Source organism: Cellulosimicrobium sp. TH-20, assembly GCF_002105775.1.
Taxonomy (GTDB): Bacteria; Actinomycetota; Actinomycetes; order Actinomycetales; family Cellulomonadaceae; genus Cellulosimicrobium; species Cellulosimicrobium funkei.
In genome coordinates this window covers 1,766,886-1,779,900 of sequence record NZ_CP020857.1, presented here as the reverse complement: position 1 = coordinate 1,779,900, position 13,015 = coordinate 1,766,886, and the positions used below count along the sequence as shown (strand labels likewise).

Genomic DNA, 13,015 nt, shown 5'->3' with positions numbered 1-13,015 from the left:
AGTGCTCCAGCTCTGTGCGGCGCTCCCGGGCGCGGGGGTGCGCACGGGTCGCGGGTCTCGCAGGGTACGCCTGCCGCCCGACGACGTGACACCGCGTCTCGCGACCGGCTCACCGGCCGCGGGTCAGCCGGACCAGCCGAGGTTGCGCGCCATGCGCTCGAGCGTCGCGACCGTCCGCGCGTACTCCTCGCGGCTCACGCCCTCCGCGACGCGCTCGCGCGCGACCGACACCGCGTCGAGCAGGTCGTGGTACGCATGGTTGCCCGCGACCGTCACGGACAGGCCCTGGTCGCCGCGCGCGACCCAGCCGCGGCGCACGAGGTCGTCGATCTCCGCCGTCACAGCGCTCGCGCCGCCCGCCCCGGCACCCGTGAAGGGTGACAGCACGCCGTCGACGCTCGTCTCCTCGCTCACGCCGTCACGGATGGTGTTGAGCACCTGCCAGTGCCGGCGCGTGAGGCCCGAGTGCTGGAACACGGCGTCGAGGCTCTCGTCGATGAGCCGGTCCACGAGCTTGAGCCAGTACCCGAGGGGGCGTCCGGCGTCCGTGCCGGAGGTCGTCGTGGGCGTTTCCTGGTCCTCGGTCATGGCTGCCTCCCGGTCGGATCACGGCTGGGCCCCACTCTCGCACCCGCGCTCCCCCGGTGCCCGCCGGGGTGGCAAAGTGGGCGCATGACCGAGAGCACCCCCGCGCGGCGCCGCGCGCTGATCGTCGTCGACGTCCAGCCCACGTTCTGCGAGGGCGGCGAGCTGGGCGTCGAGGGCGGGAACGCCGTCGCCGAGCGCATCGCCGAGCACGCGCGCGACCACCGCGACGCGTACGACCTCGTCGTGACGACCCAGGACTGGCACGTGGACCCGGGACAGCACTGGAGCCCCGACCCGGACTTCGTCGACACGTGGCCGCCGCACGGGATCGCGGGCACCCCGAACGCCGAGCTGCACCCCGCGCTCGCCGACCTCGCGCCCGACGCCGGGGTGAAGAAGGGCGAGTACCAGGCCGCCTACTCGGGCTTCGAGGGCGTGGACGTCGCGGGCCGACCGCTCGCGGACCTGTTGCGCGACGCCGGGATCGAGGCGGTCGACGTCGTCGGCATCGCCGAGTCCCACTGCGTGCGCGCGACCGCGCTCGACGCGCACGCGCTCGGCCTCGCGACGCGGGTCCTCACCGACCTCACCGTGCCGGTGACGCCCGAGCTCGGTGCCGCCGCGCGCGAGGAGCTCGCCGCGGCGGGCGTCACGCTCGTGGCGAGCGACGCCGTCGGGCGCTGACCACCGCGGTCGCGGTCCGGGCGACCCCGCGGGACGCCCGGACCCCGCTCACCCGCGGCGCGCGTCCAGCGCGGCGGCGTAGAGGTCACGCTTGGGCACCCCGGCGCCCTGGGCGACGTCCGCGACCACGTCCTTGAGCCGCTCCCCGCCGTCGACGCGCGCCAGGACGGCGGGCACGAGCTCGGCGAGCGGGACCGGCCCGCGCGGCGGCGCCCCACCGACGACGACGCAGATCTCCCCGCGCAGCTGCTCCTCGGCGGCGCGCTCCGCGAGCTCGGCGAGGGGGCCGCGCAGCACCTCCTCGTAGGTCTTGGTGAGCTCGCGCGCGACGGCGGCCGGCCGGTCCGGGCCGAACGCGCCTGCCATCGCGGCGAGCGTCTCGGCCACGCGGTGCGGCGCCTCGAAGAACACGAGCGTGCGCGGCTCGTCGACGAGCGCCGCGAGCGCGCGCGAGCGGTCCCCTGCCTTGCGGGGCAGGAAGCCCTCGAAGCAGAACCGGTCCGTCGGGAGCCCCGAGAGCGCGAGGGCGGTGAGCACCGCGCTCGGCCCGGGCGCCGTCGTCACCGGGAGGCCGCGCTCGACCGCGCGGCCCACGACGCGGAAGCCCGGGTCGGACACGCTCGGCATCCCCGCGTCCGACACGACCAGCACCGTGCCGCCGCCGTCGACGACGTCGAGCAGGTCGTCGGCCCGCTCCGCCTCGTTGTGCTCGTGGAAGCTCACGACCCGCCCGCCGACCTGGACGCCGAGACGGCCCGCGAGCGCGTGCAGGCGCCGCGTGTCCTCCGCCGCGACGACGTCGGCCTCCGCGAGCAGGCGGCGCAGGCGCGGGCTCGCGTCCTCCGCGTTCCCGATGGGCGTGCCGCCGAGCACGAGGTGCCCGGCCTCCCGCCGGGTCGTGGGCGCGTCGGGGCCGGGCACGTCGGTCGAGGAGGACATGGCTCCCAGGGTTCCACACGTGCGCGGCCCCTACGATGGCCAGCGTGTCCCAGCCGCCCGCCGACGCGACCCCCGGCCCCCGCCCCCCGGCCGACGCCACCGACGCGCCGCCCGGCCCGGGCGACGACGCCGAGCCCCGGCCGGCGCCCGACCTGCCGGTCGACGAGCCGGCCGCGGGTCACGACGGCGCACCGCCGTCGGACGTGACGACGGACGACGGCCCCGCGCCGAGCCACCGCGAGCGGCTCCTCCTCGCGCTGCTCGGCCCGCGGCGTCTCGCGCTCGGCGCGACCGCGCACGACCGGCTGTGGGGGTGGCTCGGCGTCGCGATCGTCGCCGTCGTCGCGGCCGTGCTGCGGCTGTGGAACCTCGGTCGGCCCGGCACGCTCGTGTTCGACGAGACATACTACGTCAAGCACGCGTGGACGCTGCTCCAGGTGGGGTACGAGGCCGACTGGCCCGAGGAGCCGAACCCGGCCTTCGAGGCCGGGGACGTGAACTCGTACCTCCCCACGGCCGACTACGTGGTCCACCCGCCGCTGGGCAAGTGGATGATCGCGCTCGGCATGAAGGCGCTCGGCGGGGCCGAGAACCCGTGGTCGTGGCGGATCGCGTCCACCGTCGTCGGGGTCGTCGCGGTCGTGCTCGTCGCGCGCATCGCGCGCCGGTTGTTCGCCTCGACGGCGATGGGGATCGTCGCGGGCGCGCTCATGGCCGTGGACGGGGAGGCGATCGCGCACTCGCGCACCGGCCTGCTCGACAACATGCTCATGCTCTGGGTACTCGTCGCGTTCGGGTGCCTCCTGCTCGACCGCGAGCAGGCCCGGCGACGCCTCGCCGAGCGCTGCGGGGCGATCCTCGACGCGGGCGGACGCATCGGCCGCTACGGCCCCGGGCTCGGGTGGCGGTGGTGGCGCTTCGCCGCGGCCGTCGCGCTCGGGCTCGCGTGCGGGGTCAAGTGGTCCGGCCTGTACTTCCTCGCGGTCCTCGCCGTCGTCTCCGTGCTCTGGGACGCGACGGCGCGGCGCACCGCGGGCGTCGGGCGCTGGTGGGAGGACGCGCTCGTGCGCGACGCGATCCCGGCCGCGCTCGTCATGCTCCCCACCGCTGCGCTCACCTACGTCGCGACGTGGACGTCGTGGTTCCGCTCGCCCGGCGCCTACATGCGCCAGTGGGCCGTCGATCACCCTGGCGAGGGCGTCCAGTGGCTGCCCCCGGCGCTGCGGTCGCTGTGGGAGTACCACCTGAAGATGTGGGACTTCCACACGGGGCTCACGTCCGAGCACACGTACGAGGCGCACCCGCTCGGCTGGATCCTCCAGTGGCGGCCCACGTCCTTCTACTGGCGCTCGTACGAGGCCGGCGAGGCGGGCTGCGAGGTCGAGCGGTGCGCGCGGGCGATCACGTCGCTCGGGAACCCCGTCCTGTGGTGGGCGGCGGCGCTCGCGATCCTCGTCGCGCTCTACGCGCTCGTGCGGCTCAAGGACTGGCGCGCGCTCGCCGTGCTCAGCGGGATCGTCGCCGGGTGGGCGCCGTGGTTCCTCTACGCCGAGCGGACGATCTTCACGTTCTACTCGATCGTGTTCCTGCCGTGGGTCGTGCTCACGCTCGTGTACGCGATCACGCTCGCGCTCGAGCGCACGGAGGGCCGGGCGGTCGCCCGGGCCCGCGTGCGCGTCGGGATCACGGTGCTGCTCACGACGATCGGCGCCGTGAGCGTGTTCTTCTACCCGATCTGGACGGCGTGGCAGGTCCCGTACTGGTTCTGGCGGATGCACATGTGGCTGCCCACGTGGATCTGACGCGCTGACCCGGCGCGCCGACCGGGCGCCCCGGAGCGAGCCGCGCCGGCGTCACTGGTAGCTGACGAAGTCCGGGGTCGGGCTGATGCCCCACGTCTGCTCGGGCGTGAGCATGGGCGCGTCCTCGTCGTAGAAGTTCTTCCAGCCCCAGAACAGCCCCGCCGGCGCGTCCTGGTGCAGCGTCGACCACGTGGCCGCCTTCGCCTCCTGGCCGCCCTGGCCGTCGGCGTGGACGACGGTCGCGAGCTCGGGGTGGGCGGTGTCGAGGCGGGCGCGGTCGGTGATCATCGACGTCCGGAACTGGTGCAGCAGGAAGACCTTCTGCGGCAGGTCGCGGTCGCGCACGAGGCCCGCGAGATAGTCGCCGACGGCGTTCACCTCGTCGACCCCGACGGAGCCGATCTGGGCGAGGTGCACCTGGTCGGGGCCGAGGCGCCACTCCGGGTCGAGCGCGACGCCGACGTGCGGCTGCGCGACGAGGTCCTCGTACGCGCGCACCTGCGTGAGGAAGTCCGTGCGGCCCGGCTGGAAGTCCAGCACGACGTACACCCCCGCCTCGCGCGCGGCGTCCACGTAGGGCCGCACGAGGTCGGCGGCGCGCTCGTTCGAGTAGTTGCCGTCGGAGCCCGCGGACCCCGACGCGACCGTCGTGATGATCTCGAGCGTCGGCACCACGGGCTCGTCCGTGAAGCCCTGGTACCAGGCCGCGTGCTCCTGGGCGCGCGCGATCGTCGCGGCGACGTCCTGCTCGCCGAGCACGCCGAGCACCGGCGCCCCCGGCGACCCGTAGAGCGCGACGTAGCGCTTGCCGGGCAGGGCGAGCTGCCCGCCGCCGGGCAGCTCCGTGCCCGTCGCGGCCGCCTCGACGCGCCACCCGAGGTCGTCGGGGCTGCCGAACGACGCCCCGAGGCCCACGGTCGCCGTCGCCTCGGCCCCCGCGACCGCCTGGACGGCCTCGGACGTGGTGCGCGGGTCGCCGCCGGGGGCGTCGACGACCGTCGCGCCCGACGCGCGGGCCGTCGCGGCCGCCGGTCGGGCCGCGGCCCCGGCGTCGGGGTCCGTCAGCGCGAGGACGCCGGTCGACGTCTCGGCGTCGCCCGACGCCGGGAGGTCCTGGACCGCGAGGTCGGCGGCGCCCGCGAGCGACTCCTCGTCGACGGCGCCGTCGGGCGCGACGGCCGCCGGGTCGACGTGCACCGTGGTCACGTCGTCGAGGCCGGGGACGCTCGTCCCCTCCGGCGCGACGACGACCGCCTCGGCGGCGTCGAGGCGGGCCAGCTCCTCGGCGAGCGCCGCGTCGTCCCCCGCGACCAGGACGGGCGCGACGACCCGCTCGGCGAGCGCCGTGGCGACGCCGACCGCGGTCGCGTCCTCGGCGGCGTCGGCCGGCACGACGACCGCGACCGGCGCGGTCGCGAAGAACGTGCGGCTCGCCGCGAGCGCGAGCGCGGCGGGGCCTTCCTCGGTGAGGGTGAGGACGCCCTCGGGCGTCGCGGCGCGGGCGCCGTCGGGTTCGGGCTCGGCCTCGGTGCCGGCGGCGGGCCCCGTGCTGCTCGCGGCGGGGTCCGGGTCGCCTCCCGTGCACGCGGCGAGCGCGGTCGCCAGGGCCAGCGTCGCGGCGAGCGCGGCCGCACGACGGCGCGGGCCGCTCCGGCGCGCACGGGAGCCGGGGCGTGGGGTCGAGGAGGGACTTCCGGACGGGTCGTCGTGGCGGGCGGCGGAGAAGGTCACGAAGGCCATCGATCGATGGTCCGTCAGCCGTCGCCCGCCTCGCGACCGCAGGACGGGTTTTCCCCGGTGACGTCCACCACCCCGCGGGCGTCGCCCGCCCGCGTCACCAGTCGACCTGCACCGAGGGATGGAAGGGGGTGCCCGAGCGGCGCCACGCGTGCGCCTCGCGGGCGACGCGTCGGCGGTAGTCGTCCCAGTCCTTGCGGTCGGGGGCCGTCCAGGCGACCTCCGCGACGGCGCTCAGGCGCGGCAGGAGCATCGTGAACAGCGCGTCGAGCGTGGGGATGCGCTCCGTCCAGACCGCGGCCTCCACGCCCTCGATCGAGTCGGCCGGGAGCCCGGGGACCACCTGCTCGGGCTCCCAGTCGTACGCGTCGCGGACCTCGACGAGGCCCGCCCACTCCTGCCCGAGCGGGAAGTCGGCCGTGTACTTCATGTCGAGGTAGACGCGGTTCGCGGGCGACATGATGACGCGCGCTCCCGCCCTGGCCGCGTCGACGAGGTACGTGAGGTCCATGGGGTGGGTGTCCCAGTACTGCACGAGGGTGCCCGGGCGCAGGGGCGCCTTCGCCGCCTCCTGCCACGCGACCGGCTTCTTGCCCGCCTCGAGGATCAGCCGCTCGCACAGCTCGACGAAGCGCGCGTACTCGGCGGGCTCCATCTTCAGCACCTCGTCGCCGCCGAGGTGCACGTGCTCGCCGTCGGTCGCGTGGGCGAGGTCCGTGAAGACGTCGCGCAGGAAGGGCTCGGTGGCCGGGAGGTCGAACGTCAGGCGCGAGAAGCCCACCTCGATGCCGTGGTAGGCGTCCGTGGGGACGCCGTCGGGCATGAGGTCGCCGTACACGTGGGTCGCCGCGTTGATGTGGCCCGGCACGTCGATCTCCGGCACGACGCGCACGAAGCGCTCGGCCGCGTGGTCCTGCAGGGCGCGGAAGTCGGCGAGGGACAGGTGGCCACCCGTCCCGCCGGACGTGTCGCCGCCCGAGGAGAGCTTGGCGAGCTCGGGCCGCGACGGCGACTCGATGCGCCAGCCCTGGTCGTCGGTGAGGTGCAGGTGCAGCACGTTGAGCTTGTACGCCGCCGCGACGTCGACCACGGCCCGCAGCGCGTCGAGCCCGAAGAACGTGCGCGCCACGTCCACGGAGAGACCGCGCCAGGGGTAGCGCGGCGCGTCGTGCACGACGACGTGCGGCACCCGCGCGGGCGCCCCCTCACCCGGCGCGACGACGAGCTGGCGCAGCGTCTGCACCGCGTGGAGCAGCCCGGCCGGCTCGGGCGCCGTCGCGGTGACGCCGGCGGCGTCGACGACGAGGCTGTAGCGCTCGGGGCTCGTGGAGCCCTCCGGCCCGGCCGCCCCGTCGACGCGCAGGACGAGCGCGGTGCGCTCCCCGTCCGCGGCGGGAACCGCGACGGCGGCGGGGTCGTCATGGGTCGCGGTGACGCCGTCGAGGCCGGAGAGGACGCTCGCGGCGAGGTCGGCGAGCCAGGGGGCGGCGCCGTCGAGACCGACCGCGTGGACCTCCAGGGCACCGACGGGCACGTGGCCCTCACCGGGCTCGACGTGCAGGGGCTGGGGGATGATCGAGACCATCAGGTACCTCGTCGTCTGGGTCTGGTCGAATCGATTCGGCTTTTGCGAGCGGCACACCCTAACCCGCGCGCACGGGACCGACCAAGTGCCCTGCGGAGCGGATCGTCAGCGCGACGGCGCCACGTAGCGCGGGCTCGGGTCGAGCGACAGGACGCCCTCGACGTCCCGCGCCGGGTCCGCCGAACCCGTGGTCCAGCCGCCCACCACGCCTGCCGGCACGTCGTCGAGCAGCGTGCCCCACTCGCGTGCGCGGGCGCCGAACCCCGCCTGCGCCGTCGGCTGCAGCACGACGGCCGCCTCGCCCGCACCCACGTCGAGCGTGGCGGCGTCGAGCACCGCGTCGGCGTCGGGTCGCTGCACGACGACGAGCTTCTGCGGCAGGCCCTGCGTGCGCACGACCTCCCCGACGGCGCCGATCGCGGCGCTGAGCTCCGCCGCGCCCACCGTGCCGGCCCGGGACCCCTCGCCCGCGCGGCGCGCGTCGACCGCGAGCGCGACGCCCACGGTCGGGCGCGCGAGCAGGTCCGCGTACTCGGCGACCTGCTCGTCGAAGCTCGCGCGGCCGGGCTCCAGGCGCAGCACGACGAGCACCCCCGCGGCCGCCGCGGTGTCGACGAGCGGGACGAGCTCCTCGGCCGGGATCTCGGTCGAGTAGTCGCGGTCCGCGCCCGGGTTCGACGACGCCCGCGTCGCCGGCACCTCGAGCACCGGGACCACCACGTCGCCCGGGGCGGCCTCGGCGTACGCCGCCGCCGCCTCCTGCGCACGCTCGACGGCCTCCGTCGCCGAGCGCTCCCCCACCGCGACGAGGCCCGACGTCACGGCGTCGGCCTCCACCGCGACGTACCGGACGCCGTCGGCCAGGACGAGCTGCGAACCGCTGGGGAGCAGGTCGCCCGCCTCGGCCGACCGCAGCCGCCACGTGAGGTCGTCGGCCGTGCCGAAGCTCGCGCCGATACCGACGACGGCGAGCGCCTTCGCCGCCGAGATCGCGTCCACGACCTCGGCGGACGCCCGCGGGTCGCCCTGCGGCACCTCGAGCGGCACGGCGCCCGCGGCGCGCGCGGTCGCGATGGCGGCGGACTGCGGTCCGCCCGGCACCGCGAGGCTGCCCGGCTCCGTGAGGGCCAGGACCTCGGTCAGCGTCTCCGGCTCGCCCCGATCGGGCAGCGCGGCGCGGACCTCGTCGAGGTCGCGCTCGTCGAGCGTCCCGTCGGGAAGGAGCGCCCCGACCTCCAGCAGGACGCGCTCGACGCCGTCGACGTCGCCCAGGGTCGCGCGCGCGGGCTCCTCGCCCGCGTCCTCCTGGCCGGGGGGCGCGGGCGGCTCGCCCACCTCGACGACGGCGACCGTGCCGAGCCGGCCCAGCTCCGTGCGCAGCCCGCCGTCCGAGATGGCGCCACCCACGAGCAGCACGGGCGCGGCGAGCTCGACGGCGGCCGCGGCCGCGGTCGCGCGCGCGGCCTCGTCGTCCGCCGTCGCGAGCACGACGACCGGCGCGTTGGTGAAGAACGCCTGGCTGCTCGTCAGCGCGAGCTCCGCCGGCTCGGTCGAGCCGAGCACGAGGACGCCGTCGCTCGGCTCGGCGGCACGGGCGACGAGCCCGGTCTCACCCGAGGACGGCCCGTCAGCCTTCGCCGTCTCCGCGGCACAGCCGCCCAGCGCCACGACGGCACCGAGCGAGAGGACGACGGGGAGGGCGACAGGGACGAATCGGACCTTCCGAGTGTTCACGCCCCCCATCATCGCGTACCCGGCGCGGCTCGCCGACCGAGGGATGTGAGGGACTCGTGATGGTCGGACCCGACCGGCCGCGGGGTGGCGTGACCCCCGCCACCCGGACCAGCCGCCGGGCGCGCCGCGGAATCACAGGGCGGGCGGCGCCTCCGACCGGCATACTGGGCAGGCCCTGACCGAACGCCGAGGAGATCGCATGTCGACCCCCGACCAGCCCGACCAGAACCCGCAGCAGCCCGGCGGGACGCCGTCCGGCCCGCCCGCCTACGGCGCGCCGCAGCCCGGCGAGCCGCAGCAGCCGCCGCAGGCCCCGCAGTACGGCGCCCCGCAGGCGCCCCAGTACGGCGCACCGCAGGCGGGCGCCCCGTCGTACTCCGCCCCGGGCCAGGACCCGGGCAAGACGATGGGGATCGTCGGCCTCGTGCTGTCGTTCCTCGGCTGCCTCTCGATCGTCGGCCTGATCCTCAGCATCGTGGCCTTCAACAAGTCCAAGAAGGCGGGCTACAAGAACGGCCTCGCGCTCGCCGGCATCATCGTCGGCGCGATCGTGCTCGTCCTGACGATCATCGGCTCGATCGTGTTCTTCAGCACCGTCGGCGCCGTGACGCAGGAGGTCCTCGACGCGTGCTCCGGCGTGCCCTCGGGCACGGTCGTCGAGGTGCGTGGCGAGCCCGTCACCTGCCCCTGACCTCGTCGCGGCCACGCCGCTCCGCGAAGGCCCTCACCGCTCGGTGGGGGCCTTCGTCGTCCCCGGGCGCCAGCGGGTCACCGACCCGCGGTCAGCGGACGTCCGCGGCGCAGCGGAACCCGAGGTGCGTCGTCGCGCTGTCGTCGGACTGCGCGGACCGCGCCGCGGGCCGGTAGCGGCGACAGTACTCGGGCGCGCACAGGTACGAGCCGCCCTTCGTCACGCGCAGGACCTCCGGCGACGTCGTGGGCGCCAGCAGGTTCGGTCGCCCACCGGCGTCCGGCCCGCGCGTGCCCGGGACGACGTGGCGCGGCGTGAACGTGTCCGCCGTCCACTCCCACGTGTTCCCGATCAGGTCCACGAGCCCGTACCCGTTCGGCTCGTACGAGCCGACGGGCGACGTCCCGCCCCAGCCCGCGTCGTCGTACGGGAACCGGCCCTGCCACGTGTTGGCCATCAGGCGTCCGCCCGGTGCGAGCTCGTCGCCCCACGCGTACTCCGCGTCGTCGAGACCACCCCGTGCGGCGCGCTCCCACTCGGCCTCGGTGGGCAGACGCCGTCCCGCCCACTCCGCGTAGGCCGAGGCGTCCTCGAACGCGACGAGCACCACCGGGTGGTCGGGCCGGTCGTCGACGCCCGACCCCGGCCCCTGCGGCGACCGCCACGACGCCCCGGGCTGCCACCGCCACCACTGCCGCCAGTCGCGCAGGTCGACCGGGCCCGCCGTCGGGGTGAACACGAGGCCCCCGGGCACCAGGTCCGCCGGGTCGGCCCCCGGGAAGTCGGCCGGGTCGAGCGGACGCTCCGCGACCGTCACGTACCCGGTGTCCGCGACGAACGCCGCGAACTGCGCGTTCGTCACCGCGTGCCGCTCCAGGAGGAACGGCTCCACCTGCCGGTCGTGGGCCGGACCCTCCTCCGGGTAGTGCCGGTCCGAGCCCATGCGGAACGTCCCGCCGGGGACCGGGACCAGCACGGTGAGGGTCACGTCGCCAGGATAGGTGCGGCGCGCACCGGCGGCGCGGCGGCCACCGCGCTCGCCTCCCTCGCGCGCCGCGGGGTCCACTCGACGTCGGCGGCAGCGCGAGGGCCGCGATCGGGGCAGGAGGCTCCGGGAAAAAGACGAGACCCTCGCCGTCTCAGGTCGTCGACCTGGTCTGGCGAGGGTCTCTCCGGTGGAGCTAGGGGGATTCGAACCCCCGACCTTCTCATTGCGAACGAGACGCGCTACCAACTGCGCCATAGCCCCTCAAGCGAGGAACAGATTAGCACCCCGAGGGCGGGGTCTCGCAAACCGGCCGCCCCCAGGGGGTCTACTGCCCTGCCGCCCGACGACGCGCCAGGATCTCGTTGAGGTCCAGGCCGAGCGTCTCCGTGGAGGGCTTGCGCTCGTCGCCCGCGGCCGGGGCCGGGGCGCCGGACCGGGTCTCGGCGGCCACCACCGGCTCGACGCGGGCCGGCACCGTGGGCGAGACGACGTCGTCGTCCGTGAGCGGGGCGGGCTCGCGACGGGGAGCCGTGGGCTTCATGGTGTACGTCGGCGGGGGCACGGGCACGGGGTCCCACGCGCGGCCCGTCGGGACGCGCTCCGCGTCGACGGCCTCGACCTCGACGACCGGGGTCGTCTCGCGAGCGGTGGTCGGGTCGTCGGCCGCTGGGGCGGGCTCCTCGGACGCGGGACCCTCGGCCGGACCGGACGCGGTGGCCCGCTCGCGGGACGACGCGCCCGTCGTGGTCGGCGCGCCGGCGTCCGCGGAGGCCGCGGCGTTCGCCCGCGCGAGGTCCTGCGGCGTGACGCGCGGGATCATCTGCGTGCTGACCTGCGACCCGTGGACAGCGCGACCCGTGACGCGCGGCCGCGCGCCCCGGGGGGCGGGCGGTGCGCCGAGCACGGCACCGCGAGCCGCGCGGGCCGCGGCACGACGCTCGGCCAGCCACGCGGCGTCGGACCGCTGGGCGGCGAGCACCGCACGACGGCCGAGCACGAGCACGAGCCCGAGGAACGCCGTCGGGACCACGCCCGTCCACCACGGGACGAGCCCGAGCGCGACGACGACCCACACCCCGAGGGTCGCGAGGAGCAGCACGACCGTGAGCGCGAGACGACGGCGCGCCGCGGCGGCGCGCCGCTCGAGGAGCTCGAGGCGCGACTGCTCGGAGGCCGGCTGACGGCGCGGCGGTGCCCCGCGCGAGGGTGACGCGCTGACGGTGCTCCCCATGGCGTGCGTTCCCTCCTCGTCGTGCGTCCGGCCCTCGGACCGGCTCTGCGTCCCGGCTGCCCCGAGCAGGGGGCGCCCTCCGGCTCCGGCGGGACCGGAGGCGATCGCCGCGACGGTCGTGACGCCGTCGAGCCGGGCGTCCCAGCGGTCGAACCCCCCGCCGCCCGGGCCGGCGACGGCCAGGACGCGCAGGGAGCCGGAGAAGCGGTCGTCCGTGCGCGCGTCCAGCAGCTGCTGCCGGTGACGCACCCGGTGCGGGACGTAGAAGCCGACCCACAGCAGGAACACCGCGAGCGCGACGATCCCCGAGGCCGATTCCACATCACGACCGTAGGCGAGGCCCGCGGCCACGCTCCGCACGCGCCCCGGCGTGTCGGGCGGCTCAGATGCTCTCGCGGCGTGTCGCCTGCCAGCGCGCGAGGAGGCCGTCCGGGACCTCCTCGCTCGTGACGGCGAACGTCCGGTGGTCGCGCCACTCCCCCTGGATGTGCAGGTAGCGCTCGCGGACCCCCTCGTCGCGCAGCCCCAGCTTCTCCACGACGCGCAGGCTCGGGCCGTTCTCCGGGCGGATGTTGATCTCGATCCGGTGCAGGCCGAGGATCGTGAAGCAGTAGTCCGTGGCCATCGCAACGGCGGTCGGGATGACGCCACGGCCCGCGACGTGCTCGCTCACCCAGTAGCCGATGCTCGCGCCGCACAGCGACCCGTACGTGATGGACGACACGGTGAGCTGGCCGACGAGCTCGTCGTCCAGCTCGACGGCGAACGGCAGCGACGACCCCGCGCGCGCCTGCGCCGAGAGGACCCGGACGTACTCCGCGAACGTGGGCGGCCCGCCCGGCGTGCCGGGGCGCGGCGACGTGCCCTCCCACCGCTCCAGCCAGTCCGCGTTGCGCGCGCGCAGCCGCATCCAGGCGTTCGCGTCCCGGCGCCGCAGCGGACGCAGGACCACGGACCCGCCCAGGGTGTCGTCCCGCAGCGTCACGGGCCACGGCTTGGCGACGGTCCAGCCGCGCGCGATCTTGTGGGTCATGCG

General features: G+C 76.1%; 11 protein-coding genes and 1 tRNA gene. 3 read left to right on the top strand and 9 right to left on the bottom strand.

Going from position 1 to position 13,015, the window contains the following annotated elements:
• Positions 1 to 123: 123 nt before the first annotated feature.
• Positions 124 to 588, bottom strand: coding sequence for a MarR family winged helix-turn-helix transcriptional regulator (locus B8281_RS07945; protein WP_085387428.1), 465 nt, complete (start codon positions 586 to 588; stop codon positions 124 to 126).
• A gap of 84 nt (positions 589 to 672) precedes the next feature.
• On the opposite strand from B8281_RS07945, the gene B8281_RS07940 reads away from it, so the two are divergent.
• Positions 673 to 1,272: an isochorismatase family protein gene (locus B8281_RS07940; RefSeq protein ID WP_085387427.1), complete on the top strand. Its 600-nt coding sequence runs from the start codon at positions 673 to 675 to the stop codon at positions 1,270 to 1,272.
• Positions 1,273 to 1,320: 48 nt separating this feature from the next.
• On the opposite strand, the gene rsmI is transcribed toward B8281_RS07940, so the two are convergent.
• Positions 1,321 to 2,211 carry a 16S rRNA (cytidine(1402)-2'-O)-methyltransferase gene (rsmI, locus tag B8281_RS07935; protein WP_076406250.1) on the bottom strand — a complete coding sequence of 297 codons (891 nt, stop codon included), beginning with the start codon at positions 2,209 to 2,211 and terminating at the stop codon, positions 1,321 to 1,323.
• Positions 2,212 to 2,246: 35 nt separating this feature from the next.
• Here rsmI and B8281_RS07930 point away from each other — a divergent pair, with 35 nt between their 5' ends.
• Positions 2,247 to 4,013 (top strand): phospholipid carrier-dependent glycosyltransferase, encoded by a 1,767-nt coding sequence (locus B8281_RS07930; protein WP_085387426.1) that lies wholly within the window; start codon positions 2,247 to 2,249, stop codon positions 4,011 to 4,013.
• Positions 4,014 to 4,064: 51 nt separating this feature from the next.
• On the opposite strand, the gene B8281_RS19505 is transcribed toward B8281_RS07930, so the two are convergent.
• The 3 genes from B8281_RS19505 to B8281_RS07915 all read right to left on the bottom strand — a co-directional run bounded on the left by B8281_RS19505 (position 4,065) and on the right by B8281_RS07915 (position 9,069).
• A complete protein-coding gene (locus tag B8281_RS19505) occupies positions 4,065 to 5,753 on the bottom strand; it encodes a hypothetical protein (protein WP_232322719.1) in 1,689 nt (562 codons plus the stop codon).
• Between the two features lie 94 nt (positions 5,754 to 5,847).
• Complete coding sequence (locus tag B8281_RS07920; RefSeq protein ID WP_043659147.1) at positions 5,848 to 7,335, bottom strand: family 20 glycosylhydrolase; 1,488 nt, start codon at positions 7,333 to 7,335, stop codon at positions 5,848 to 5,850.
• Between the two features lie 105 nt (positions 7,336 to 7,440).
• The gene (locus tag B8281_RS07915) at positions 7,441 to 9,069 is read right to left on the bottom strand and encodes a hypothetical protein (protein ID WP_085387425.1); all 1,629 of its coding nucleotides are present in this window, start codon (positions 9,067 to 9,069) and stop codon (positions 7,441 to 7,443) included.
• A 199-nt stretch (positions 9,070 to 9,268) separates the two neighbouring features.
• On the opposite strand from B8281_RS07915, the gene B8281_RS07910 reads away from it, so the two are divergent.
• Positions 9,269 to 9,760, top strand: coding sequence for a DUF4190 domain-containing protein (locus B8281_RS07910; RefSeq protein ID WP_085387424.1), 492 nt, complete (start codon positions 9,269 to 9,271; stop codon positions 9,758 to 9,760).
• Between the two features lie 91 nt (positions 9,761 to 9,851).
• Here B8281_RS07910 and B8281_RS07905 read toward each other — a convergent pair whose 3' ends face one another.
• From B8281_RS07905 to B8281_RS07890, 4 genes are all read right to left on the bottom strand, one after another.
• A complete protein-coding gene (locus B8281_RS07905) occupies positions 9,852 to 10,748 on the bottom strand; it encodes a formylglycine-generating enzyme family protein (RefSeq protein WP_157446605.1) in 897 nt (298 codons plus the stop codon).
• 188 nt (positions 10,749 to 10,936) lie between these two features.
• Positions 10,937 to 11,009: transfer RNA gene (locus B8281_RS07900), tRNA-Ala, on the bottom strand.
• A 64-nt stretch (positions 11,010 to 11,073) separates the two neighbouring features.
• Entirely contained in the window at positions 11,074 to 12,300 is a 1,227-nt protein-coding gene (locus B8281_RS07895) for a hypothetical protein (RefSeq protein ID WP_085387422.1), read from the bottom strand.
• Positions 12,301 to 12,361: 61 nt separating this feature from the next.
• A complete protein-coding gene (locus tag B8281_RS07890; protein WP_043657664.1) occupies positions 12,362 to 13,012 on the bottom strand; it encodes a GNAT family N-acetyltransferase in 651 nt (216 codons plus the stop codon).
• Positions 13,013 to 13,015: the final 3 nt, after the last annotated feature.

Bases quoted from the DNA above. Each gene is read 5' to 3' on its own strand.
- B8281_RS07945 (WP_085387428.1), bottom strand. From the start codon at position 588: ATGACCGAGGACCAGGAAACGCCCACGACGACCTCCGGCACGGACGCC.
- B8281_RS07940 (WP_085387427.1), top strand. From the start codon at position 673: ATGACCGAGAGCACCCCCGCGCGGCGCCGCGCGCTGATCGTCGTCGAC.
- rsmI (WP_076406250.1), bottom strand. From the start codon at position 2,211: ATGTCCTCCTCGACCGACGTGCCCGGCCCCGACGCGCCCACGACCCGG.
- B8281_RS07930 (WP_085387426.1), top strand. From the start codon at position 2,247: ATGGCCAGCGTGTCCCAGCCGCCCGCCGACGCGACCCCCGGCCCCCGC.
- B8281_RS19505 (WP_232322719.1), bottom strand. From the start codon at position 5,753: ATGGCCTTCGTGACCTTCTCCGCCGCCCGCCACGACGACCCGTCCGGA.
- B8281_RS07920 (WP_043659147.1), bottom strand. From the start codon at position 7,335: ATGGTCTCGATCATCCCCCAGCCCCTGCACGTCGAGCCCGGTGAGGGC.
- B8281_RS07910 (WP_085387424.1), top strand. From the start codon at position 9,269: ATGTCGACCCCCGACCAGCCCGACCAGAACCCGCAGCAGCCCGGCGGG.
- B8281_RS07890 (WP_043657664.1), bottom strand. From the start codon at position 13,012: ATGACCCACAAGATCGCGCGCGGCTGGACCGTCGCCAAGCCGTGGCCC.